At 58.9% G+C, this 24,558-nt stretch carries 20 protein-coding genes; 4 read left to right on the plus strand and 16 right to left on the minus strand.

Translation table 11 applies throughout. The features are described 5' to 3' along the window. Positions 1 to 101: 101 nt before the first annotated feature. On the minus strand, positions 102 to 998 hold the full coding sequence (locus EN955_RS04660) for a LysR family transcriptional regulator (RefSeq protein ID WP_024504243.1): 897 nt from the start codon (positions 996 to 998) through the stop codon (positions 102 to 104). A gap of 277 nt (positions 999 to 1,275) precedes the next feature. On the opposite strand from EN955_RS04660, the gene EN955_RS04665 reads away from it, so the two are divergent. After that, entirely contained in the window at positions 1,276 to 2,010 is a 735-nt protein-coding gene (locus tag EN955_RS04665; protein ID WP_024504244.1) for an SDR family oxidoreductase, read from the plus strand. 74 nt (positions 2,011 to 2,084) lie between these two features. Next, positions 2,085 to 2,684 (plus strand): NADPH-dependent F420 reductase, encoded by a 600-nt coding sequence (locus tag EN955_RS04670; protein WP_013529054.1) that lies wholly within the window; start codon positions 2,085 to 2,087, stop codon positions 2,682 to 2,684. 1,544 nt (positions 2,685 to 4,228) lie between these two features. On the opposite strand, the gene EN955_RS04680 is transcribed toward EN955_RS04670, so the two are convergent. From EN955_RS04680 to EN955_RS04710, 7 genes are all read right to left on the minus strand, one after another. Further along, positions 4,229 to 5,677, minus strand: coding sequence for a hypothetical protein (locus tag EN955_RS04680; protein WP_024504246.1), 1,449 nt, complete (start codon positions 5,675 to 5,677; stop codon positions 4,229 to 4,231). After that, positions 5,670 to 6,194 carry a hypothetical protein gene (locus EN955_RS04685; protein ID WP_024504247.1) on the minus strand — a complete coding sequence of 175 codons (525 nt, stop codon included), beginning with the start codon at positions 6,192 to 6,194 and terminating at the stop codon, positions 5,670 to 5,672. The genes EN955_RS04680 and EN955_RS04685 overlap by 8 nt, the downstream gene beginning before the upstream one ends. Then, the gene (locus EN955_RS04690; protein ID WP_024504248.1) at positions 6,142 to 6,618 is read right to left on the minus strand and encodes a hypothetical protein; all 477 of its coding nucleotides are present in this window, start codon (positions 6,616 to 6,618) and stop codon (positions 6,142 to 6,144) included. Before EN955_RS04690 ends, EN955_RS04685 begins: the two co-directional genes overlap by 53 nt. After that, positions 6,618 to 7,088, minus strand: coding sequence for a hypothetical protein (locus tag EN955_RS04695; protein ID WP_024504249.1), 471 nt, complete (start codon positions 7,086 to 7,088; stop codon positions 6,618 to 6,620). Before EN955_RS04695 ends, EN955_RS04690 begins: the two co-directional genes overlap by 1 nt. A gap of 159 nt (positions 7,089 to 7,247) precedes the next feature. Further along, positions 7,248 to 10,589 carry a UvrD-helicase domain-containing protein gene (locus EN955_RS04700; RefSeq protein WP_127218509.1) on the minus strand — a complete coding sequence of 1,114 codons (3,342 nt, stop codon included), beginning with the start codon at positions 10,587 to 10,589 and terminating at the stop codon, positions 7,248 to 7,250. Continuing rightward, the gene (locus EN955_RS04705) at positions 10,590 to 11,189 is read right to left on the minus strand and encodes a hypothetical protein (RefSeq protein WP_024504251.1); all 600 of its coding nucleotides are present in this window, start codon (positions 11,187 to 11,189) and stop codon (positions 10,590 to 10,592) included. 4 nt (positions 11,190 to 11,193) lie between these two features. Further along, on the minus strand, positions 11,194 to 11,931 hold the full coding sequence (locus tag EN955_RS04710; RefSeq protein WP_024504252.1) for a sigma-70 family RNA polymerase sigma factor: 738 nt from the start codon (positions 11,929 to 11,931) through the stop codon (positions 11,194 to 11,196). Between the two features lie 435 nt (positions 11,932 to 12,366). Between EN955_RS04710 and EN955_RS04715 the strand changes: the two genes are divergently transcribed. After that, entirely contained in the window at positions 12,367 to 12,720 is a 354-nt protein-coding gene (locus tag EN955_RS04715; protein ID WP_127218511.1) for a hypothetical protein, read from the plus strand. Between the two features lie 110 nt (positions 12,721 to 12,830). Further along, the gene (locus EN955_RS04720) at positions 12,831 to 13,217 is read left to right on the plus strand and encodes a type II toxin-antitoxin system RelE/ParE family toxin (RefSeq protein WP_024504253.1); all 387 of its coding nucleotides are present in this window, start codon (positions 12,831 to 12,833) and stop codon (positions 13,215 to 13,217) included. A gap of 23 nt (positions 13,218 to 13,240) precedes the next feature. Here the strand turns inward: EN955_RS04720 and EN955_RS04725 are convergent, their stop codons facing one another. From EN955_RS04725 to EN955_RS04760, 8 genes are all read right to left on the minus strand, one after another. Beyond that, positions 13,241 to 13,564, minus strand: a complete 324-nt coding sequence (locus EN955_RS04725; RefSeq protein WP_024504254.1) for an XRE family transcriptional regulator — start codon at positions 13,562 to 13,564, stop codon at positions 13,241 to 13,243. A gap of 260 nt (positions 13,565 to 13,824) precedes the next feature. Next, positions 13,825 to 17,847, minus strand: a complete 4,023-nt coding sequence (locus EN955_RS04730; protein ID WP_024504255.1) for an ATP-binding protein — start codon at positions 17,845 to 17,847, stop codon at positions 13,825 to 13,827. 156 nt (positions 17,848 to 18,003) lie between these two features. After that, complete coding sequence (locus tag EN955_RS04735; protein ID WP_024504256.1) at positions 18,004 to 19,938, minus strand: DUF3732 domain-containing protein; 1,935 nt, start codon at positions 19,936 to 19,938, stop codon at positions 18,004 to 18,006. Continuing rightward, positions 19,935 to 20,447: a three component ABC system middle component gene (locus EN955_RS35255; protein WP_081714347.1), complete on the minus strand. Its 513-nt coding sequence runs from the start codon at positions 20,445 to 20,447 to the stop codon at positions 19,935 to 19,937. The genes EN955_RS04735 and EN955_RS35255 overlap by 4 nt, the downstream gene beginning before the upstream one ends. 3 nt (positions 20,448 to 20,450) lie before the next feature. Next, the gene (locus EN955_RS04745; RefSeq protein WP_245265353.1) at positions 20,451 to 21,653 is read right to left on the minus strand and encodes an ABC-three component system protein; all 1,203 of its coding nucleotides are present in this window, start codon (positions 21,651 to 21,653) and stop codon (positions 20,451 to 20,453) included. A gap of 723 nt (positions 21,654 to 22,376) precedes the next feature. Continuing rightward, positions 22,377 to 23,192 (minus strand): hydroxymethylpyrimidine/phosphomethylpyrimidine kinase, encoded by an 816-nt coding sequence (locus EN955_RS04750; RefSeq protein ID WP_024504257.1) that lies wholly within the window; start codon positions 23,190 to 23,192, stop codon positions 22,377 to 22,379. Continuing rightward, the gene (locus EN955_RS04755; RefSeq protein WP_024504258.1) at positions 23,183 to 23,788 is read right to left on the minus strand and encodes a thiamine phosphate synthase; all 606 of its coding nucleotides are present in this window, start codon (positions 23,786 to 23,788) and stop codon (positions 23,183 to 23,185) included. The genes EN955_RS04750 and EN955_RS04755 overlap by 10 nt, the downstream gene beginning before the upstream one ends. Then, complete coding sequence (locus EN955_RS04760) at positions 23,785 to 24,558, minus strand: thiazole synthase (RefSeq protein ID WP_024504259.1); 774 nt, start codon at positions 24,556 to 24,558, stop codon at positions 23,785 to 23,787. The genes EN955_RS04755 and EN955_RS04760 overlap by 4 nt, the downstream gene beginning before the upstream one ends.

Below are 24,558 nucleotides of genomic sequence, written 5' to 3' on the forward strand. Positions count from 1 at the left end.
GTGCATCGACTTCATGGCCGAGCATTTGCAACCGCAATAGATGCCGCTGTCCGCTTGCAGGCACCTATCCACTGCAAGCGTCGCGGGCGACCCGCCGGGCGTCAGTCGCGCGATATGAACAGTCCCGCGAGAAGCGGAGCGTGGGCGGCGAGCCTGCGGGATACGAACTCAGTGAAGAGCCGCACGCGCTTCGTCTTGCGTGTCTCCCCATGTGTGAGAAGCCAGAGCGTTCCGTACAGGTGCAGGTCGGTGCCCGGCACCCTCACCAGCAGGGGGTCGGCATCTCCGACGAAGCACGGCAGTGTCGTGATCCCGAGACCTTGCCGTACGGCAACGATCTGCGCTTCGGCGTCCGTGATCCTGAATGGAACTCCCGTGGTGCCAACCTCACCCGCGCTGGCCCACTCTGGAATTCCATGAACGCTTATGACGATCCACCGGATGGGATCAGGTGCGCCCGCACGCCACGCGGCCAGGCGGTCGCGGGACATGTAGACGCCGCCAAACACCTCCGCTCCCTTCAGGCCGTGAAGATTGAGCGGCAGGGTTTTGCGGTCGTAGACGACGCGGATCGCCACGTCGGCCTCTCGGTTGGTCAGATTTGCCAGTTCGCCGGACGACAGGATTTCCATCTCGATGTCTGGATGCAGGTGCGCGAAATCGGCGAAGTCCGGCATGAGCAGGTGCGTCGCGAGGGGCGGTGCCAGCGTCACCCGCAGAAGTCCGCGTACGCTCTGGTCGCGCCCGAAGACGCGCGTCTCCAGCTGGTGCGACGACGCTTCCATCTGGTTCGCGAGCTCGAGGACCTCCTCGCCCGCAGCGGTCAGGCGGTAGCCCGAAGGCAGCTTTTCGAACATTTGCGCCCCGAGGCGTTCCTCAAGCTGTGCGATGCGTCGCAGCACGGTCGAGTGATTCACCCCGAGCCGCGCGCCGGCAGCCCGCACCGAGCCTCCGCGTGCGACGGCTAGAAAGTAGCGAACGTCATCCCAGTCGATCATGGTGCAATCCGGCACCGCGCGGTGCGCCTTCCAAAGCCCGTATCTAACACATCCTACAGCAGTAGGGGCGGGATATCGTGGCTTGTGTCGACAAGGGCGACGCTATTCCGAACGGCGGACACGGATCGTCGCGGGCTGGCGTCAATCCTGAAAGCGGATCGATTCTGCACCACCGATGTGCGCGCTTCCGCACTCACCGCGCGACCCCGGCGGGCCCATCTAGAGGTTCTCGGGGCGTCCCCGAACGACCAAAGACAGAGCCTGGAAGGATTAAGTCATGGGAAAACTGGACGGTAAGGTTGCGGTTATAACGGGTGGTGCCACCGGCATCGGCCTCGCCGCTGCAAAGCGCTTCATCGAGGAGGGCGCCTTCGTCTTCATCTTCGGCCGCCGGCAGGAAGCGCTAGACGCCGCTGTGGCCGAGCTCGGGCCCAATGCCCGCGCGGTGAAGGGCTCGGTCTCGGATGAGGCCGACCTTGATCGGCTCTACGCGGCGGTGAAGGCCGAGCGCGGAAGCCTCGACATCATCTTCGCCAACGCCGGGGTGGGAAGCCTGCTTCCGCTCGGCAAGCTCACCGCCGAGCACATTGACGAAACCTTCAACACCAATGTGAAGGGTACGATCTTCACGGTCCAGAAGGCGCTGCCGCTGATGGGCGAGGGCGGTTCGATTATCCTGACCGGATCGAGCGCCGGCACCACGGGCGCGCCCGCATTCAGCGTCTATAGCGCGAGCAAGGCGGCCGTGCGCAACCTCGCGCGGACCTGGGCGGAAGACTTGAAAGGCACCGGCATCCGGGTAAACGTGCTGTCGCCCGGGCCGACGGCGACCGAACTCGCGAAGGCAGCGATAGGCGAGGAGGGCTTGAAGGTCTTCGCCTCGATGAATCCGCTTCAGCGTATGGCCGATCCAGCGGAGATCGGGGCGGCGGCTGCGTTTCTCGCGTCGCCCGACAGCAGCTTCATGACTGCCAGCGAGGTCGCCGTCGACGGGGGCTTGGCGCAAATCTGACCCGCTACGCCCCGCCGTTCATTCCATTCGATATCCCGAGCCCGCAGGGCCTGGTAAACTGAAGGAGAGTATACATGAGCTACGCAATTATCGGCTTCGGCAAGATCGGCCAGGCTCTTGCCAAGGCATTTGCCCGCAAGGGCCTCGAAGTGTCCGTGGCAACCACGCGCGACCCGGAAAGCTTTGCATCCGACGCGGCCGCGATCGGACCCACGATCATCCCGAAAACACTGGCGGACGCCGTCAAGGCGGACATCATCTTTTTGGCTGTCCGCTTTGAATCGCACCCGGATGTCGCGAAGGCGCTGCCAAGCTGGGAAGGCAAGACGATCATCGACGCGACGAACGTGTTTCCAGTCCCCGAAGAGCTGGACGGTCTGCCGTCCTCCGCCTTCGTCGCGAAGGCGTTCACCGGCGCCAAGCTCGTCAAAGGCTTCAATCACCTGATTGCGGCCACCCTGGCTGCCGATCCGATCGTCGAGGGCGGGCACCGGGTCGTCTTTCTGTCGAGCGACGACGAGGACGCGATCGCTCCCGTGGCGGCCTTGGCCAGACAACTCGGGTTCGCACCGGTCAAGCTGGGGAAGCTCAACGAGGGCGGCACGCTGGTGCACGCACGCGGCCGCACTTGGGGCCAGCTGATCTTCCAGGACCTGTTCAAGAAGGAGCAGTAACGGATTTATCGTGCGCCGACAGAGTGGCAGGCGTACGATGCCGGCCACATCGTCGGCAAAGGGCCAAGCGCGCGAAGGGACGTGCTTGAAAGCTTACATCTGCCTGGGATCCTTCGGCCGACATGTGCCTGCCACCCAGGAATCGTAGTTGCAATAGCTGATGTCCCAGCCGGCATCGCGCCTTTTGGAAATTGCCTCACGGCCGCCCGCGCGGATGGGTCCGAAGCCACCCCAACTGCCATCCGAGCCTTTGTAATTTCCGATGACGCGATAATTGCAGTTGTTCACGACGACGTTGCCGTCCATCGACACGCATGCCTATGCAACAGTGGCAAGGCTGAAGAAAGCTGCGATGGCGAGAGAGGCTTTGCGCATCGTGGTCTCCTAACTGGGTTCGGCGAACCAACCGTTACGAGATCGTGGGCCGGGCCTCTTCCCCATTTGGGCTAAAGCGGCTGGTAAAGCGGCATGGCTGCGCTTGCGGACAGAAGCGATGTGCGGAGATGCCGGATGGGCCTGCCCATCGCCGAAGCTTTACGGCCTCCGCGAAGGCCAGAGTGTCCCGGCTTGGGCGGCTTTGTCCTGCTGCGGATATGCGGCAGGCGGCCCAGGAAATGTCCGGTTTTCTCGGGATTGAATGGCGGAGAGGGAGGGATTCCTTTTCACCCATATGATACTGAAAATACTAATCTTTTCGCGCTTTTTGTTACACAGTTTGTTACACAGCTACAACTACGATTTATAACCACTCTAAGCTCGCGGCTTTTGGGCTCGCCTGCCCAATCCATCCGATCTGTCGAAACCGACGGCTTGTAGGACACTCCCGCGTGTGTACGTTGGGGCTTGGGTCAGAAGGTGACCCACAACAAAGACGGGGAGCGCCGCAGTGCAAAAGATCTCATCGGTCAAGGAACAGATAGTGAAGTAGCCTGTGACAATCGGCGCCAGCATCACCTCCAAAGCGCCGACCAGGAAAAACCCGCAAAAAAACGTCGCCCTCAGATACCCCGTCGGCAATGAATATGGGACCGAAGTTGCGCGGCAGATCGGGCGTTAGGTGCCTTCATGACATCTGAACCTGAGCAGGCTCCTACGCCGCGCGAGCCGGCACATTTCCGAACGGAGTTTCGTCCGGCTGCGAAAAAAGGTGCCCTGTCGGGACTTACTTGTTGGCCGGATGGCTTAGGCCAGCGATCCTTGCACGAGCACGCTCTTAAGAGACGGGCCTTCGGTCATGTCTTCTCCGGAACCTCAGCTTTGGCCTTCGCTTGACCCTGCCGCCGAGTCCAAATCAAGATGCAGAAAGACGATGGGTTCAGTTTGCAAACAATGCCCTTGCCATGATCACCAGACTCTGACGCCGTGCCAAGCTCCAAAATCGTTCCAACGAGGCGCGTCATGAGCATCCCCGAAAAAAATCTAACATCGCGTACGCCAATGGATGATTTCGGTCAGGGATTTCGAGATCGCCAGGAGCGCGGCAACGTTCTTGCTCGAGGAGGTCGACGAGACAGCCAGATATCGCCTGGCTGATCTTCGAAAATTCAAAGGTTTTGAGAAAAGGCGGGGGAACTTGTATCTCGACTGGGCGGACATCCTGTTGAGGCCGATCCGGCGGTGCCAAACAGAACGATGTCACGAGCTTCGCGCAGCACGAGGCTGCGATGCTCTAGTGCCCTGAGATCCAAATTGGCAACGGTGGGGCGAACACCATCGGCGACCATACGGATCGTTTGTGAAATCAGGACGGCAGCAGCAATCATACCGACAAAGGGAGCGCCTACCGCCACTTGTCCCAACCGCGTCAGGCCGCATTCGTCGAGGCCGCCGCGATCATGGAGATCCTTATAAGCAGGCGGGAGCCCAGCTAGGGCAACGGGCGCATTTCCTTGAGGCCCCGCCTCGTCCACTTCCGGGCCGTCGGTCCAGATGCCGAGCGCCTTGTTTGGCGCTGGGAAACTATGAGTCCTGATCAGGCGGAAATCTTCCACGCCGCTACCGAGGCCGGCCTCGAAAACCGTTGCAAAGCCCGCGCCTTCGAGGATAGCTCGCGCCTGGGGGTTGTCCACGCCGCAAAGCGCCAGCAGGGGTTCGTCGTGGCCAACACGCAGATCGGAAGCGAACCTCCGCTCGACCATCCTGGACTGGAAACCGCGGGCCTCAGCCCAGTCAGCGCAGATGCGGGTCTTCAGCCGCCCAGTGTCTGTAGCGAAAGTGAGAACGGATGTGCTCTCGGTCGACGGCCCGACCCGGTCGACGTCCTGAAGGAACATGCGGACAATTGACGGATCGGCAAAAGGCAGCAGCCCGATCGTCCATAGGAAAGCCTGGCCGAGATGGCCAAGCCCAATCACCCAGAAATCCGATGGGAACTGTACCGCGACAGGCCCATCAGACGCCGGCGATCTCCAATCGGCGGACCGTTTGAGATCCCATAGCGACATTCCGATCGATCTGTAGCCTGCCATCGGCTCGCCATCGAAATGGGCGAAGACTTCCGACACGGCCAGCGCTCCGGCAAGCACGCCAGCGGGAGCAAACTCGGCAGAGTCGGGAAGGGCGGGGGCGTCGAACGGCACCAGGCCGGCTCGCCAGCCTTCGAATGTCGTTCTGATAGCAAAACCCGCGTGATCGATCGCCGGCGGAGTTCCGATGCTGACAAGCGGAACGCCTTGCGGGATGTCCTCGACGACGGTACCCTGAAGGTGTCCTACCGCGTCAGCCAGGGTCGTACCGGCAACGACCGGCAACGTCAAAGGCGCGTCCAGGACGCCCGACACCGTAACGCCGCCTAGGAAGGTGCGGCGAGCGCAATTGAGGGCGGTGAGCAGCGCCGCCTGGTGGGTCGGACTCAAGGCTGCGCTCTCGCCGATGAAAAGATGCATCCGGAAAGAATGCAACCGCTGCTCGGCTTCCTCCGCGGTAGCGGCCGTGCCGCGGTCCATGAACAGCTTGGCGGACCTGTTCAGGGTGTCAATGATATCTTCAGCCATGGATTGTTCCTTCAATGCGCAGTGTGGGCCGCAGAAGCGACCGTTTGAGTGCGGTCCAGCGAAAACGGCCCAGGTAGCGATAGAGCCCGATCTCATCGAACCTGATCGGCTCGGCGGCAAAGCGAGGCAGGATCATCGCGATGTGACCCGGCTCGGCGATCATTGGGTGCAGCCGATCAGATTCGCTTTGCCCGGCACTGCCGGGGTGGGTGTGAACGTCGGCCGCGACAACCTCGCCACGTTCACGGCAGATGTTCCACAAATCCGCCATCGAGCCGCCGTCGATCTCGATGATGCCGGTATCGAACGCGTGAGGATCGATCTCGTCGTAGAATACGATAGAGGTGATCCTGCGGTGCGCAGTATTCGGTCCCAGAAGGAAAGCGCCGCTTTCCCGGTGGTTGCCGCCACGCGCTCGCAGTCCGTGAAGAAGTTCGAGCCACAGGTCGACCGGGATCGAGAGATCAGGCGGCTGGCCGAATAGGCGCGAAATAACCGAACGAAGCCAAAAGGTCATGAATGATCTCCACATAATGAACAATTCCGCGGGCGGGCTTCCAGAGCAGTTCGGGATGCTCCACGATCCATTGCTCGTGCCCGGGCAACGCCATTCGGTCACACGGCATATAAAGGGCCGCAGCGTTCCAGTTTGGATTGAACGCCGCCGCCACCCGGCCCGAGCCCTTCGGCCAATATTCTGCGGCAAGCGGCACGCCGGTCTCCATGTCGCAAGGCCTGGCGTTCGGCAGTTGCGCTGGATAGCCGTCCAGAAGAAAACGGAACCCCCACTCGGTGCCGTCGCGCGCTCTTATCGCGAAGTCGGCAGTCGGCCACGCTACGCGCAGCAAGCGCCATTGTTGTTTGATCGTGCCGAGCTGGAAATCAGGGCGCTCCAGGTGTTCCCGGAACGCCCTTTCCTCCGCTGTCGCCAAGGCCGCCATCAGCCCTGCACCAACTTCTTGCGGACCAGGTCGAACATAACGGCGCAGGTTTCGCCGGTGAAGCTGCCCAGATGTGCATTCTGCGGCGGCTGGACGCGGCTACCATGGATCTGGAGGACGTGCTCCTCGGCCTCCTCCTTGCCAAGACCAGCCTTTTCCACGGCCCAGCGCGTCACCTTGGCGATAGTCGCCGACGGCGCGAACTTGTGCTTGAAGGCTTCCATCTTGTAGTGGACCGTAACGTCGACCTTGCGGCAGCGGTGGGCATGGAACACCGGGTGGTCATGGCCATGGAGCGGATGGTGGTGCTCCAGGGGCTCGTCGTCGTCCTCTTTGAAAATCAGGAGCTCGGCGACATCGATACCGCGCTCCTTCACCAAGGCTAGGAGATCCCCGACGACGGCAGCCCCTTCCAGTTCGAGGCGATCGGGAGGCTCGGCTCCGGCCGCGAAAAAGATTACAGTCTTCATCTATCAGTTTCCTCTGTTCCGGCACGGCAACAGGCCGCCCTTGAAATTGGATCGGCTGAGTTCAGTGAAAGCGGAAAGGCCGCTGCCAAGATTTTTAGAGGATTGATTTCGCCGCCGGTGCTTCGGCCGCCAAACGGTGCTGGCGAGGAAAGGTCCCGGTCAGTCTTCGGCGTTCGGCGCGGCGCAAATGAAGAGGTAAGGACAGCGCGGGCAGCGGAAATCGTCCTTCCTTGGCTCGTAGAGCCCGTCCCGAATATCTGCGATCGCCGCCTCGCAGTCGTCCAGACGCTTGTCGAACTTCGCCTTTGTCTGGCCTATCTCAAGGACGGAGCCCAGGAGCAGGTAATGGTTCTCGACACGCGTCTGTGGGCCGAGCGTCTCTTCGACGGCTTTGAGAAGAAGGGTCGCTGACAGCCGATCCGCATCACCGGTCGATTGCCGCCCCGAACGGATTGTCTTGACAACGTGGTTGTCGCCGTCGCGAACGACGCGGTCCACCTCCAAGCCGACGATCTCGCCACCAATGGCCGTGGAGAGGCGGCCATTGGTGGCGGCCGCTCCAGCCGCCGATGCGTGCAACCGATCAAGCATCGACATGGTCAGCTTGCGATATGCAGCGCCAAACATGTGCTCTTCGAGCTCGCTTTCACGCCACGCCTGGTCAAAAATCGCAGCGGCTTCGGCGCGATCATATTCGACGCCTTCGCCAAGTTGGCGAACGAAGGCGATCACCTTTTGCACGCAGCCATGCGCGGCAAGATATGCGCCCGCCTTGGATCGCTGTGACAAGCCCAGGACGCGCGCGTAGAAGAAGCGGCGCGGACATTGGGCGTAGCGCTCCACATCATCTGCTGTCAGCTCATCAGGGGCAGCCGGAAGACGAATAGGGTGGTGGCTCGGCGGGGGCAATTTGCGGATCACACCGGCGGAAGAATGACCCGGGCCGACGGGAACCCGCTCGAGAAATTTTGATGGATTGGCCTTCCGGCCGTTTCGCATGGTCGGCCGATAGAGTCTGAGGTGCCTCTTTGCCCTCGACATGGCAACAAAGAGGACGCATTCCTCCTCCGCCTCGTGAGCGTCCTCCTCCTCGGGGCCTAGCATTCCGACCGGCGCGGGGCAGGCCGGCGGTCGGTTTGGTGCGGGAACCGCTCCAGCGTAAAGCCCCGGCAGGTGGACGGCCTCGAACTCCAGGCCCTTGGATGCGTGAACGGTCATAAGGCGCACCCCGTCCAGCCCGCTCAGTTCAGGCGGAAGCTGTCTGAGGTCGCGCTCGTCGGCAAGCATGATCATGTGGCGGATGCGATCAAGGGCGCGGCGGATCGGTGTTCCCTTACCGTGGAGGGGCATGGCGCGCAGCGCATCGAGGAGTTGGCGCACAGCGACCCGACGCAGGTCATCGGACGGCGACTGACCCGACAGAACCGCCCTTACATAGTCGCTTGTGTCAAAAAGAAACCGGCTAAGCGCTAGCCAGGGTGTCGTGCCTTGGGTGGTCCCTTGCAGGTGGCGGGCCAACATCATCAGTCCGGCAAGCCCGGCCGGTGAAATTTCCTTCAAGCTCTCTATTTTTCTGAGAAGATCGAGAACCCGCTGCTCGGTAGTGCGTGCGGCTCCAATGACCTTCAGCACGTCCTCCAGCGGGATGCGATATTCGGGAAGGCCAGCGATACGCACCAGGCCGGTGCCCGCGCTGTCGGAAATGATCGAAAGCAGGGAAAGCAGATCGCGAACCTCTGCGCGCTCAAAAAGCGGCCCGAGATAAAGAACGGGTATTCCCCGTGCCTCGAGCTCCTCCGCAACAGTGGCAAGCAAGCCGTTGCTTCTGGCAAGTACGGTCTGGGAGCGAAGCGAAACGCCTCTTGCCTCGAGCTCGCGGATTGACCCGGCAAGGACGTCCATCTCGGCCTGGGTGTCGGCGCATGGAAAAATGGATGGGCTCTCACCGATCGAACCGATTGCGGCATGCAGCGTGCTGGTGCCTGCGAAGGCGCTGACTTTCATGGTGGCGCCAAAGGCCGTGTAGGCCTCGACGATCTCTTCGCTTGAGCGGTAGTTCTCTTCCAGGCCGTCCCTTGCTCCCACGGAGTAGTCAGCTTCAAACCTGGCTATGTTTGCCGCGGATGCGCCACGGAACCGGTAGATGGACTGACGGGCGTCGCCTACGACCCACAGATTGCTGCCTTCTGCAACGATTTCCTTGACAAGCATCGCGCTGGCGCGGTTCACGTCCTGGTATTCGTCTATATGGACGTGGGTGAAGCGCTTGCGCATTCCCTCCCGAAAATCCTGGTCCGAGCGCATCAACAGTGTCGGTCGCATGATCAGATCGCCGTAGTCGACCGCCCGCTCCTTGATGAGCTGGTTTTGATAGTGCTCGTAGACCAGCGCTACTTCGCGCGCCTTCTCGGCAGCCACCATCTCGTCACCCGTCTGTGCCCTCTCGCGCATCTGTTCGGCAGCCCGAGCGTAGTCTTTCCAGGTCCACAATTCGTCCTTGGCGCGCGCGATCGCTCGCAATATGTCGCGAAGCACCAGCGCTGGCTCGAAGAGATTGAGGTAGTGCTTCAGATCAAGCGCTGGCAGGACCTCCTCAAGCATTGCCACGCCTTCACTAGCGTCGACGATCTTTGGATCGTTCGAGACACCGAAAAGCGCGTGGTGCTTGCGGATCGTGTCCAATCCGAAAGCATGAAATGTTCCGGTCCAGACATTGACGGCGCTTGAGCCTGCCACGCGCTGGACGCGTTCCGCCAGTTCCAGTGCTGCCCTGTTTGAGAACGTAAGAGCCAGGATATTCTCGGGTGGGACCTTGTCCGCGATCAGAGAGACGATCCTCGCGGTGAGGGTCTTGGTCTTCCCGGTTCCAGGTCCGGCCCCAAGTAGGAACGGCGACCCGCGATGATCGACCGCACGGGCCTGCGATTCATTGCAATTGTCGTTTGCGGGACTGACCGTCTCGGCAGTGGGCTGTACGTCAGGCAGGAGCAGGCCGTCGGCAAGCTGCTGCAGCGTAGTGTCATAGCGCACCTTGAGGTCTTCAGAGATGCGGCTTGCATTCATTCCTTGCAGAAATAGTCGTTTGGCGAGCGGTCGCGGCAAAATCAGCTCTCGTCCAAAACTGTTGGCCTGGGCCTCTCGGCGCTCCTTGATGCCATAGGTCTCAATGCGCTGGCTGGGATCCCCGCCATTCGCTTCTGAGCGGGGATAATAGCCCTTCTCAACACCATCATGGACTTTGAAGTGACCAATCTCATGGGCAATCACCTCGGCCAGCTCGTCATCGGCCAGGTCATTGCGCACGAATATGAATTTGAACTGACGATCGAGCGCGCCATGCGCACCGTCCAGCTCATGGTAGTCCGGTTCATGTGGTCGGATGGTGAGCCCGAGGTGTTTTGCCGCCCCGCGAGCAACTTCCATTGCTGTCAGAGAATCCGACAGTGAGGCGTCTTTCCTGAGCGCCCGAGCAAGTGCGCGAATTGCTGCAAACTGGTCCAATCAAGCTTCCAGGTGCGCGAGCCAAAACTGTTTGTCATCTGGACTGAGGTCCGAACGTAGGATCGCTTCGGCGAAGCTTACCTTCGCACCCGTGCGCCTGCCGGAAGGCGCGAAATAATCGGCCGCGGCGTTGATCTGACCCGATGCCAGATGTGACCAGACGTCCGCCATACTCGCGCCGGTGGCGTCTGCGAGCCAGGCAATCAACTTTCCCGGAATGGTGGTCTCGTCAATGCGGCCCCTGACAAGCTGACGCAGGATAATCAGATCGACGCGGCATCGTTCAGCCAATGCTAGTAGGTCATCAGTTGACAGTTTCTCGAACGGGTCGATGGCAGCAGGCATCGTCAGCTGCCAAAACCGCTCCAACAATATTGTATGCTCCGAAACTGTCTGCTGAACGGTAAGGATGTCGTCCGACAAATCGCTTCCATCCGAAGCGAACCATTCGGCGGCAAAGGCCAAAATCTCGGCGCGCAGTTGCGGGTTCTCGTTTGCGATCTGATTGATGCGGTCAGCGGTGGCGCCGTCCTCGAGCTCGAGGTGCACGCCGGCCAGTATGTCGTCAAGCTGATCCATAGGGATTGGGTTGCTGTTCATGGCCTCACTCTTTCCCGCGCCTTTGGCGTGGCGCGCTCTCCTCGCTCGCCCGGGCCTTCCGGCTCGCGCTCTTGATCAAGTATCGGACATTGCGGTCCGTGCAGCCCATCTGCTCGCCTGCTTCCTTCTCGGTCAGGCCAGCCTGATGAACGTAGAATATGGCCAGGCGCTCCTTTTCGGTGAGCAACTCGTAGATCTGGTTCAACATAGCCTTGGCTTCCGCCAAAGACATCGACCCACCTTTGGCCAGGCTCAGCGAATCCGCAGCCTCCTCGCCGGTCAGGTCGGAGCCCGGTTCGATCAGATCCTCGCGCGAGACCTCGGTATTCGTGCGAAGCCGAACGGCGGCCTTTGCAGTCAGATAAAGCCGCTCCGCACCGAGCTTGAAACTCATCTCGAAGATGTCGAGGCGGTCGGTTTCTATCAACTTCAAAGCCTTGTCCTTGACCAGATCGTCCACGCGCTCCCTGTCCAGGTTCGACATATCCCTTGTCATTGGAGCGCCGGCCCGCTGCAGCCTTGAGAAGAACGCAACGATCAGGGCATCATATTGCGCAGTAGGTCGGTTCGGCATGCAGTTTCGCATCAGGTAGACAAGCGTCTGAGGCCGCAGCTTGCCCGCCGCAGCCAGCGCAAACGCCTTTGGCAGCGGCCATTCAAGGACCGCCTCTATCTCGGCGGCCACCGCGTCCGGCCGGACGTAGCGCTCGCCTTGTTTGTTCGATCCCGCCAGTGGCTTCACCGGGCTCTCCCTTGGCAATCCAGTCATCTGGTACTCTTTGATCTGACGACGAATGAAAAAGTGGAAAGAGGAATTTTCACTTTTTCAAACCCCCGTTTCCGCCCCGGCCAACTTGAGTTCCGCCAAGGCCTGCCATCTTCGGTGATGTAGGCCCCCAGAAACAGGCTGTCTGAAACGATTCGACCTTGCAGCCAATTTTCACGAAATAAAGTTATTGAAAATGCACTCGTTTCGCCGGATCAATATTTTCCACGGAATATTTCAAGACTATAGCGCCGAATAATAGGCGGAGATTGTTTTTGAACCAGAAATAGGACCACGGTCCGGTCAGCTGCTTGCTATGGGTCAGGATGAGCACCACGAATTCTGAAGGCGGCAGACCGGACCTGCGCTCTGGGAGGGTATACGCCGACGAGGCTGCCAGGAGATGCGTCGATGTCGACGCGCGTCCTCACACTGGCCGGTGAAATCTTGGCGCTATTTTTCGACTGGCGCGGCCCGCTGAACGACACGGCTACCCCGCGATCCGCTGCCAGTGTATCAAGGCCCGATTTTGGCGCCCCAAGAGTCTGTATGCTCCCGCTTGTCGTCTTCGATACTTACACAAGATTGCAATATTATGCGGACATGCCGAAGCCGACGGTCACCGGAGTCTGCAAACAAGCTTTAAGCGGATTTTCGGTGACCCGAATTATTTTTAAAATTTTGCTTGACACCTTTTTTCGTCGTGTGTATGGTCGAATGATAGGAAATCCCTCTATTGTTATATTGACTCTTGGCGAGCAATAATATATATTATTGCTCGTAGTTCTGTTTGCGTTTTGCGACAGGCTGTGACCCAGCCCCACCGGTGAGTGGGAGAAAGAGAGAGATACAAGCAATGAGGAACCCGAAATTAGATGTCCAAGAAATTTAAGTTTGTAAACGAAGGCGCCAGGCGCGCTTTCATGGACCTTCCAAAAGATATTAGAATCAATTTTTCAGGCGAAATCCGGAGAGTTCAAGAGGGCGACGACCCACTCGACGACTTCAAGGTTCTCAAGGGTGAATGGAAGGGCGTTATCGAACTACGAGAAAACGGCTCGCCGGCGTACCGAGCCCTCTACTGCGCAAAGCACCTCGACACGGTTTACATCCTCCATTCCTTTACGAAGACCAGCGAAAAGGCTGATCGAAAGGAAATGGATACCGCACTTTCCCGCTATAAGGAGATGATGGCCCAGGTTCGGGATATAATCCAAGCCGAAGCCAAGGCGGCGAAAGACAAAACGTCTACCAAGAAATAGGAGACGAGAGCAAAGAGAGGCCGTTACGCGGCCTCTCTTTGTCTTTCTTCGACGCGGCAGACCACATGATGGCTACCGTCCAGCGCCGGCCTGAAGCGATACCCGAGTACTGCCAGATATCCAAAAAGCTTCTGGACCGAGAGCACGGCGACCTTACCACGGACAAGTTCGCTAACTCGTGACTGGGGGATGTTAAGCGCTGCGCCGATATGGGAGTTCTTCCATCCGCGCTCCTTGAAGATAGCGACGAGCGTGTTGACAAGATCCGACCGCAACGTCAAATCCGCAGCTTCCATCGGATCGTCCGTGATAGCATCGAAAATGTTGTCGTATTCGAGCTGTGTCATAGCGATAGTTCCAAATTTTAAAATTACAGAATTCTGTAAATAGGTCAAAATGGGGAAGCCGTCAAGTTCCACCCCCAGGCCGCCCGGCCTGGTGAAGGACGCGGGAAGCTCCCCGTCCACCATCAACTGGCGTGACGCCGGCGTCTTCGCCCTGTCAGGGCCAAGTCGTCGCACGATCTGACGGTTCGAATCTGCGCACTACCTTCATGTCGTTCGGCAGCGTGGATTCACTTAGAAGTTTGCCTCGGGGTGAACAGTCGTTAGACGACAGCGCCGCTCCCCACTTCCCACCAGGCTGCGAAACGCCGCCGCGCCACCGAGCTTCGGCGCGTTTTTCGGTTTTCGGTAGTGATACCGCGGCCAAGCCAATGAAGGACTTCTTGACGAACCAGGATCTGGCCGAGATCGTCGATGCAACCAGACGGAAGCAAATTTTGATGTGAGATATCGAGAATACCCCTCGCAACATGGCCTTCTGGCAGGAGGTCGAGCAATCGGTTGGCTAGGAAACGGTCACGACGGGCAAGCAACACGCAACCCAGTAACAAGAGTGGCAAGCTGCTATCGGAATGCGAGATCTTATCGAACGTCGCGCCCGCTACCTCAATATCTGCGTGTGCAGCAACCAGCACGGACTTTGACGCTGCGATAGGGGCTGGTTGGCGTAGAAGGTCGGCTAGCCCGACGGACGAAACGATATCTGGCTCAACAAAGGGGGAACCAGCCAAGGCATCAATGGCGTCCACATTCCGCCAGTCAAACGGACGTGACTCCGAAACTGCCCAAAGTGCTCGCCGCGCCCCAGCAGTCCCTTTGTTTGAAACGACTGTAAACGCTCGGACTCTCAAAAGACGGTCGGTGCTCGTTGAGCCGATATCGATCAGTTGGGTGCAAGTATCATCGTCGAGCTGATCGTAACTTCCGATCGCATCGATTGCCTCTCTTGCGATCGGATAAGATGGCGGTTCATCATGAAATGGTTCCGTGTTGGACCAGCCGTCGCGACAAATCTTGAGGAGAACATCGTAATGTCTGGGATGTTGGCGTTCTGAGAGAAGCCCTACCAAGGCACGCCTGACGCGGCTTCCCTTGTCATCGACTAACGCGAGAAGAGACGGGCCGAAAGGCGTTGACTCACGCGCACCGAGTGTCTCTAGGGCGAGTTGGCGCGCATCAGCAACACGCTGGTCCAGGGCAAATCGGACGAGGTCCCACTTCTCAGCATGGACTGCCAGCGAAACAGCATCAACGGCGTCAACCGGCGTAATTGATAGCTCAAGGGCTCTCTTGAGCGCGATATCGGGTGGTTCGCCGCTTGCTAACTCTATACGCGCAATTTGGTTGAGCAGGGTCGGCGAGGCTGACGGGATAGTATCGGACAAAAGCGTCAGCGCCGCACCAGTCGCGGGTTCCCATAGTTCGCCCTCTCTCTTCAGCAATCCGAAAATTTCCCGCTCGGCGAAAGGCAGTTGCGCCTTCACGTGATCGGCGATGGTACTATCTTTCGCAACGCTCCAAAGGTCGAAAGTGATGACGACGCGCTGTTGCGTCGTCAAACTTGGAATCGACAGGATCTCCGAAATCGATTCGGATGCGGCATTTGCAAGGCAAAAGCCAAGGGCGCTTCGCACCTCAGCATCGTCGTCTTGGGCAAGGATTCGCTCGGTGAGTTGCCGTAAGAAACCATTGTCCCATCGCGTTGCCGCCAGGCGCCAAGCTCGAGCTTCCCAGCCAAGGTGAGTCCCGCGTTGGACCACTGCTTCGACTTCATCTAGCGAGGCCGAACCAGGCGAAACGTGGATCGCATCACACCAATAGGGAAGCAGATCCTTTAGCAGAGCGTGATCGGAAAGCGCTTCCCAATGGCCATCGGCACGGATCGTATCGACATAGGCCGTGACCATCTCTTCGGGACCAAGATGACCATCTCCCGGATCAGAGTACCAATCTTCGGCCGCTGCATCGAGCTCGCCGTTTTGAATCCTTTCCGAAAGGGCATCGAGTTCGGCTCGCTGTTCGGGCCCGACCCTTAGAGTTGCAAAAGCCGCTGCAAGCACTTTTTCATATCGGGGAAGGTCGACTAAGGAGGCCGCCGCGATTGTCGAAGCATTGTGATAGTAGCCTCCGCTTGCCACTTGCATCGCAGCATCGAGAAAGGCGTCCGTCAGGTTTCCGCCAAGTTCAGAAATTCGGGTCGCAAAGTCCGCACCATAATTGTCATTTGTCTGTGCCAGAACCGTTCGTACGAACCGGGCGCATATGGCATGGCTGTACGGATTATCGCGGACAGCGGCTTTCCATTTCTCGTCAAAGGATGGCGAAGCCCATTCGTCATTAAACACCTGCCCCCCGACTTGAAAACCTGTCGTAAACCAACGCGCTAGGTTGCCAGGTTGGCAGTCCGCGCTGGCCACGGTTGAGGCGAGCGATAGCAACTCCGAAAACTGCGATGCCTGGTCGAGAAGACCTGCAGTCAACCACTGGTCCAGGATAGCTTGGGCAGATGGTGGACATTCGAAATGACCAGAGAATTCTTCCAGTCCCAACCTGGCAACCTGCGCAGCGGTTTCAATGGCCCAGTCTTTCCGATCGCCTTGGATGCGGGTTAAGCCGTCGATAAGAGCCTCAATGGTTGCCGCGGAACGCGCTGGATCGTTTTGCAGGAACGCCTCGAATCCGTCGCGCACAGACGGATGGGAAAAACTAATACTGTCTTGAGGTTGCCGGAGATGGCGTGCGGCTACCAGGAAGTTGGCCAGCGGTGTCAGACCTGCACTGTATCGTTCGTCCTGCTGGCGCATCTTGCGCTGCAGAATTGTCAACGTGGAGTGATCGACCTTTGATCGCGCCCGCAACAATGCCCATAGCACAGCAGCCCAACCGATCGTGTCCTGGACCAAGTCCTGCACCACGACCCCTTGAATGGCTTCCCGATGTGCGAGGGCGATCGCCCGATGCAGGAGCGCGCCATCATTCTCGTCCGGTTCTGGCCCCTTGGAAAGTTCGCCGAAGAAGCGATCAATCTCAAGCGGGGTCGTGAGGTTCTTCAGAACATGCGAGCGAAAGGACAAGCCTTTTGCCTGAAGTTGAGCGGGCAAAAAATCAATCCGTCGGTCGTAAATTTTCGCGAGTTGTCCGTCCTCGTAGCTAGCCGCGTCGAGTGTGACAGACCAATGCTCCAGCTCGTCTTCAGCCTTGCCCAATGCAAGCATATCGGTTCGACTGGTGACGATATAGCGGCAGTCTGGCCGAGCCTCTCGGAAAATGCGCGGCAGTTGGACAGTCCAAGGCTCATGTCCATGTTTGAGCCTGGATTGACCCCATGGATCATCGACATAGAACAGCGTTGGACCACTCTGCTGCGGTCTCAACTGCGCGGGATTGTCAGACAGGGACACAATGGCAAGGTGCGGTTGATCCTTGCGTGCCTCCTCGCAGAGTGCGAGCGCGGCCAGCGTCTTTCCCGCACCCGAAGGTCCCTTGATCAGGAGCGCGTTGGCCGACTGGAGCTTAGCGTACAACTCGCCCCAATTTGCCGGGCGCACATAGTGCTCCAGCCGGGCAGAGCTTGCTAGAAATCCTCCACAAGAGCGGATGAGTACCTCAATGTCATCGCGTGACCACGCGCATGGGCCAAGGCCGCGCATGCGCCTACCGGCTTCTTGCCTGAGCCTTGCCCGACATTCTGGCAATCGATCGTGAGGAACATGGAGGAAGCCCAGTAGTGTCTGGATCTTTTGTCCAATCACATAGTCCGTAGCGCCTGCCCAGATGGCGACGCGGCCGTCCGCCCCGTTTGGAAGATTCTGCCGAAGGTCCTGAGACATACGTCCCTGCTCCGGCCACTCCTCGATGTCTTCGACCCGCAAATTGAGAAGAGGGCCGCGGACTGCGGCCGTTGTGACGAGGAGGTAGCGATTGAGTGGGTTCTCCAGTTGTTCCCGCGCCGGTTTGCGCGCCTTGCCATGTTTAAGCAGCGCCTGAAAATCAGCGACGCTCCAAGGCTCGCCGGTCCTCCGTTTTACCTGAACGATCAGGGAGTAGCCGGGCATCCGGCTATGAGTTTCAGTAGTATCTGTACGTTCTGAGTCTAGAACGGCTTCGATATCCTCGTCATTCTCGGGTTCAAGGATGATTTGGGATGCCGACTTCCGAATGAGAAGCAAATCGAGTGCAGCGAGGATGGAGACGTCCAACTGATAGTCGAAGCCAGCAAGGGCAGCCCTGGCGCCTGATGAAGAACGCTGCGCAGGGAGTGGCGTGACTCCGGTCTCCTGTTTCATCCTACGATCGCCTGTATGTACGTAGCACGACATGATCGCACTGAACCAAGCCGGTTTGCTGGAAGCTGGTTGATCGAGCCCGCCGCTATATGGCGGATTGAAGTGCCCGATAAAGTGGCTGAGTGACCGCTCGCGTCGCCCTTACTCCACCATAGATCAGCGTAGCCAGTTTGCCGGAACAAACTTGATACCGTCGCGCCATTTTTCGGCGATCGAGCTGTGAAACCAGTCCTTAATAAGCTCAACATGGTCAGTCACTATGATCTGCATCCGAGGAGTGAGTTCCTCGGCAAAGTCAAACAGCAATCTAAACAAGCGCGCCACCGCCAGTTGGTCCTCGTCGTCTGTGCCCGCGATCTCTCCAATATCAGCTTCGCGCGGGTAGTGCGCCTGTGACGGTTGGTCCATCATCAGGAACGCTGGCACCGGGCGCTTGCGTGCTCTGAACAGCCGATGCAGTGCAAGGTGCGCAGCGATGTGATAGCCGACCCAGTTTTCACCACTGCCGATCTGCGTGAGGGGCAGAGGGCCATCGATGGTGTCGGCGACAACAGTCAGGTTTTTGCGGTCGAGGCGCAGGGCGTTTTCGCCGTGCTCTAGTTCAAGTGCTGCTGCGAACCGGGTTAGGTCACGGCTGATGAGACCAAGCGCGGTGGCCAAGCGTTCTTCCATCGCCTCCTGGTCAATCGCTTTGGCTAGTTCCTCGACTTCTGCCCCGGTGCGCGCAATTGCCAATCTAAGCCCGTCGTTGGACGTGACTGCCTGGACATTTTCAAGATAATAACCGATCCGACCGCGCACCCGTGCCCGTTCGGTGAATTGTGCCTGTTCGACACGCAGCCGCTCATTTTCAGAAATCCGCTGGCCAATGTCGCGCTGGACCGAGCGAAGCTCATCCTCCATGCGGTCGCGTTCCAGTTCCAGTTCTCTGAAGCGCCCTTGCAGGCGAGGGGTGTCGCGGCCAACGGCCTGTAGTTGCGACTCCAGTCCTCGCAACGATCGTTCAAGTTCCTCGACCGATGGAACGGGAGTCGCGAGATGGCTGTCACACAAGGGGCATAGGTCGTGGGCCGTGGCCTCGGACGATACCAGGCCAATAGCCGATAATCGGGCACGCTGTTCCGTGGCCTCGCGCTCGAATTCCGTGGCCTCGCGCTGCAGGCGTTGAAGATCATTGATGTCCTCTCGCACTCCTTGCAGCTGACTGCGAACCTCGCGACGACGTTCCTCGAGGTCTGATAAGTCGGCAGTGGGATCATCGACGATGGTTGTCGGTGAATTGTTATCGGCGGCGGCTGTTGCTAGCAGCGCGCGAAGCTCTGGAATCGAATCAGGGAGGACGTCGGCGACGATAAGGTTGTGTCGGCGTGCTTCAGTGGCCAGGTTGAGTGCTGTGCCTTTGGCCTCGTCCGACAACGCTCTGGCCTCGGCGAACTCGCGCTCAAGTTTGCGTAGCCGCGCCCGAGCTTCCTCATAACGCTTCAGTTTCAGAAAATGATCGTCCTCCATAGCGCCAAGAAAATAGGGCAGAGTGTCTTTGATGGCGGCCGGGACGTAGGGATCGCTCTGCCGGTGAAAGAGCAAGCGCGGATGGGCGATCTCGTATTGAAACTGCAAGGCAAAAAGAATGGCATGGCCAGCAGAGGCCTCGAGCGGCAATCGAGTTGCACTTGCTTCAGGTTGGTAGAGGTTCTCAGAAATGCCGAGCAGCTTGGAAAGATGGGAGCGCAGTCCATCAGCGGTAACGTTTTTCGACAACGACGCCGTGTCCGCAGGTAAGTCGTCGATTCCGCGTTGGATGTAGATCTCGTCGCTAACCTTCGCTGAACCTGTCGGGTTCCTGCGCGCGATCAGCACGCCTTCGCCGTCACGATCAAGGAGGATGGCGAACCATGAAACTGATTGGCGAATGATCCCTCTTGGAATTGTACACTCGTCGCGCCCCCAGCAATAGTCAACGATGTCGAGCAAGGCGGACTTTCCAGTTTTGGAGCCACCGGTGACAATGTTGAGGCAGCCCAGATTGAAGCGGACTTCTCGCCGTTCTCCCTCGTGGGAATATATTGCGATCGCGCGAAGTTGGACGCTCATGGTCGCACTCCCAAGGTTTGCAAAACGAAAGCCGTCGATGCTTGGTTGGCCAGCCAGCGGCCAATAAAACCCGCAGTGCGGCGAGCTGCCCGGGCGTCGTCAGTCGTGATCGCGGGTTTAGGAGTGAGTTTGAGCGCCCTGGATCCCAAGCCAACGCCCCTGCCTGTAACTGTCAACGCACTGTGCTGGGTCAAGAACAAAAGAGCTTCTCGCGTGATAGGACGCAATGCCATGACACGATCTGGTAACTCGGCCAGCATAGCGCCATGCTCGGCCGCCCATGTGGCGAAGGTGGTGTCCGACCGGACTGGAAGTGCAGCGCGCGCGCCTGGGTGCAAAGCAAGTGGAAGGACAAGAAAGGCCAGAGCGAATGGCAATGGCCCGCCTCGGCCAACATCGTATGCTGCCACGGTTCGACTAATCAGCTCGCCACAGAAGGCCGGGTTGAAGAGCGCAGCTTGCTCTGAGGGTCGATCTCGCCAAGGCTGGGACCAACGGGTCAGTGCCATCAATCATCCTTTCGGCAGAGTCTGACGAAGTCGCGATGCCAGCCGAGTCGGAGCTCGTTGGCCAGCATGTGGTGAGCCGACGTTGAGGAAGCGCTTGACAAGTGTTCGGAAGGGGAAACGCGCGTCAGTCTCGACCCAGTGGTAGACATCCTGTCCCGCCTGTCTAAGCATGGGAGAGTCGGGATCTGTTGTGCCATGTTCGTCGCACATTGCGTTGAACCGTGGCTCCCATTCCTCCAACAGGATCGTTTCGAAGCGCGATATTTCGCCGTCAAAAACGACATGTTCACGTGCCCAGCGTGAGCGCTGTGAGAATGCGCGATAGAAATCACGTTTGGCTGACTCTATCCGATTGCCGCCGATACCTATCGCCTTGAGCTGGCGAACAAACCCATAGGCTTCGTAAGCGGCAAGGTCTGCTTCCGGTGGTGCGGCGAATTCCTGGTCAGCAATCAGGGCATTTCGCTGCAACGTCTCCCTTATTTCATCGATACGATTCTCCATTTCTAAGATCGAGACGGTGCCTGGCGGATTTTCAACCAACGCTTGGCAGATTCGGGGCCACCACCATCCTTCGAGCAGTTCCCGGGCACGCTCGGTGCTTCCGCGCGGAACGGCCATTTTAAGCTGATCTTCAATAATTGGATCAAGCTCAGTAAGCAAAGGCTGTGCGTCTAGAACCTGAACCGCACTCAGCAATGATGCTCGCATTCGAGGGGTCAAGCTGAGAAAGGCCTTGAATGCAGGTTGCAGCGCCTGATTTTCTGAACTTTCCGCCGCCGCCGTCAAGAGTTCAGCAGCAGTGCGCGCATTGTCGACGCTCGGCTCACCGGTGCCGCGATGGGGCCGAAGCAACCAAGTCGCGTCATCCGGTCGAGCCAGTCCAGTCGTCACTAGTACTAAACGGGTACGGTTCGGTAGATTTGGATCCTCAAGTGCTAGCTGGCTCCAAATTCGCAGCGTCTTCCAAAGGTCAGGGGAGAGATCACCTAGATTGGCAGTACGGCGAAGATGATGTTTGGTCTGGAGGAGCTCTCGGGCCTCCCCGTCCGTCTCGAACGAGACATCATCCAGACGCTCAACTGCAACTTCAATGCCCGCGTCACCATAGGCATGGCGAAGACATAAGGCGAGCGCAAGACGCGCCTGGTATAAATACCCAGCAGCAGATGGGGCTGCTGAAAACACTGTTCCAGAAGTGGTCAACTAAATTCCCCCGAATTGAAAAATAGCTATTCCTTCCGCTGGCGCAATGGTTGCAATTGATTCCCCTCAATTGTTTTCGACGCCCAGGATGGCGAAAATGTCGGACGCACCATGGCTGGGGCGACCACAAGGAACGCGGTATCTTTTCGTGAGGGCGATCACCAGCGCTTATTTGGTCAAAAGGCTGTAGTTTCGAAGGCGTGCATTTGGCGTAAAGCTGGCTAGATGGGGGAGTAGGAAATAGATGCTACTGCGCAACAGCGTTCATGCTTTGTGCTCCGAAAGTCGCATAAAGGGCAGTCTGGTATGCCTTCCAGAATTATCTGTCGTTGTGAGACTCCAAGTCCAGAATAATCTGTCGTCGTCCTGACTGCTAAGTGGCTCATATTCCACCCTTTTAGCCAGAAGAGGTTACCAATGCCCTTCGGTCAACAGGTGCCCCAACGACAATTAATTCCGAACTGGCGCTAAGGGGCTGTCTTCATTAAGCCTTTTGCGGCCCTGATTGGTAACCTGAGGCCACCCACCACGCGGATTGGTAGCCCACAGGAATAGGTTTGGTAACCCTTATCGAGTGAGGGCCGCTCGTACCTTTCGGCGGGTTCGTTTCAGTTCTAAGCCCGGCTTAATTCTGGACAACGACAGATAATTCTGGACGGCACAGTGGAACTCAACGCGTTGTAAGGATGGCATAGAGAAGCAGTAGCCCCTTCTCTAGTCTCGCTACGGGAAAAATTCTGGAAAATGGGTCTGCTTGGCTGGACGCAGAACGTTGTGATTATTCAGCCGGCATTCCTGAAGCTTCTCGAACACAAACAGCTTGCCTTCGCGCACGCTATCTTCGAGCGACTTCGCCTTCGCCAGATGCGCCGCAATCGCGCTGGCCAGCATGCAACCCGTCCCGCGCATCGATGCGTTGAGGCGTCGGGTGGCAAAGCGGACCGGTTCACGATCGGGGCGCAGCAGAATATCGGTCGATCGAGGCCCCGATGCGTGGCCGCCCTTGATCAGCAAGGCGTCAAACCCGACCGCCAGCAATTCTTGGCCTTGCAGCACCGCGCCGTCCTCATCCATCGCCAATTCTGAGCCAACAAGGAGCGCCAACTCGATGAGATTGGGAGTGACCAGACGGCAAAGCGGCATCAAATCGCGCTTCATGGCAGCGATAGCGCCTGCTTCCAGAAGTGCGCGGCCTGAGGTGGAGGCCAGCACAGGGTCGAGTACTGCCGGCACTTGCGGAAATTTGCGCAGCACTGCGGCAACGGCAACAATGATCTTGGCAGTCGCCAGCATGCCGATCTTGATTGTGGCTACGTCGTTGGCCTGTAGCGCGGCACACATCTGATTGGCCACCATGCTGGGTGGCGAATGATGGATTTCGATCACGGCGTCGTGCGTTTGCACCGTTAGCGCTGTGACGGCGAGACAGGTGCGCACGCCAACGGCAGAGATCGTCTCGATGTCGCGTGCTATTCCAGCACCCCCGCTGGAATCTGATCCGCCAACGACAAGCACATGCGGTTCTCGTCTCATCGCCATCGGTCCGTCTTTTCGATCCATTCTCGCGTGCGCGCTTCGGGGTCGAAGCTCAACGTGATGTCCGTGACCACTGCGGCGCTGTTGGCGCCGGCCTCAAAGACGCCGTCGAGGCGGTCGGGGTTGAGGCCGCCGATGGCGACCAATGGGATCGGCGCCACCCGCCGCTTCCACTCGCTGATCCGCTCTAGCCCTTGCGGCGCCCACTTCATTTTCTTCAAAGTGGTGGGATAGATCGGACCGAGCGCGACATAGTCGGGCTCGGCAAACATGGCCGTTTCCAGCTCGACATGATCATGCGTGCTCAATCCGAGCCTGACGCCCGCTGCCCGTATCCTCGAGAGGTCGGCCGTTTGCAAATCCTCCTGGCCCAGATGCACGAAATCGCAGCCTTCCTCGATTGCCAGGCGCCAATGATCGTTGATGATGAGCTGGCTTTTGTGTTGGACACACCAGGCCTTCGACTTGCGGATCTCCGCGCGCAGCCCGGTTTCATCCATGGTTTTGATGCGAAGCTGAATCAGCTTGACGCCGAGCGGCGCCAACCTTTCGATCCAGGCGGCGCTGTCGACGATCAGGTAGAAGGGATCGAGCTTCATGAAAAAACGGCCCTGCCGACCATCGGCGTCGATGGCACGGCGACGTCGCGCGGTTCGAGCATTCCCGAACTGAACGCCTCACGACCGGCGTCGACCGCCTTACCGAAAGCACGCGCCATGCCGACCGGATCTGCCGCCTTGGCGACCGCTGTGTTCAGGAGCACGGCGTCAAAGCCGAGTTCCATGACGGTGGCCGCGTGCGACGGCCGTCCGAGCCCCGCATCCACAATCAGCGGGACGCCAGGGAAATATCCGCGCATCGAGCGCAGCGCCGTCATGTTGACCGGTCCCAAGGCGGAACCGATCGGTGCGCACCACGGCATCAGGACCTTGCAGCCCGCTTCCAGCAGCCGCTCGGCGACAACGAGATCGTCGGTGGTATAGGGGAATACCGCAAAGCCGTCCTCGCACAGGATGCGGGCGGCTTCAACCAGACCGAACACATCCGGCTGTAGCGTGTCGTGATTGCCGATCACTTCGAGCTTGATCCAGTTGGTGCCGAAGACCTCGCGCGCCATTTTCGCGGTGGTGACGGCTTCCTTGACGGAGAGGCAGCCGGCGGTATTGGGCAGGGTTCTGGCGCCCAGCGAGCGGATCAACGACCAGAATTGTTCGCCGGCCCTACCGCCCGCCATCTCACGCCGCAACGAGACGGTCACCACCGACGTGCCCGATGCCTTGACTGCATCGGCAAGGATGGCCGGCGAAGGATACTGAGCCGTGCCGAGAAGCAGGCGCGACGAAAGCTCGGTTCCATAAAGCTCCAACAT

The sequence above is a fragment of the Mesorhizobium sp. M7A.F.Ca.CA.001.04.2.1 genome (assembly GCF_003998485.1).
Classification (GTDB): Bacteria; Pseudomonadota; Alphaproteobacteria; order Rhizobiales; family Rhizobiaceae; genus Mesorhizobium; species Mesorhizobium ciceri.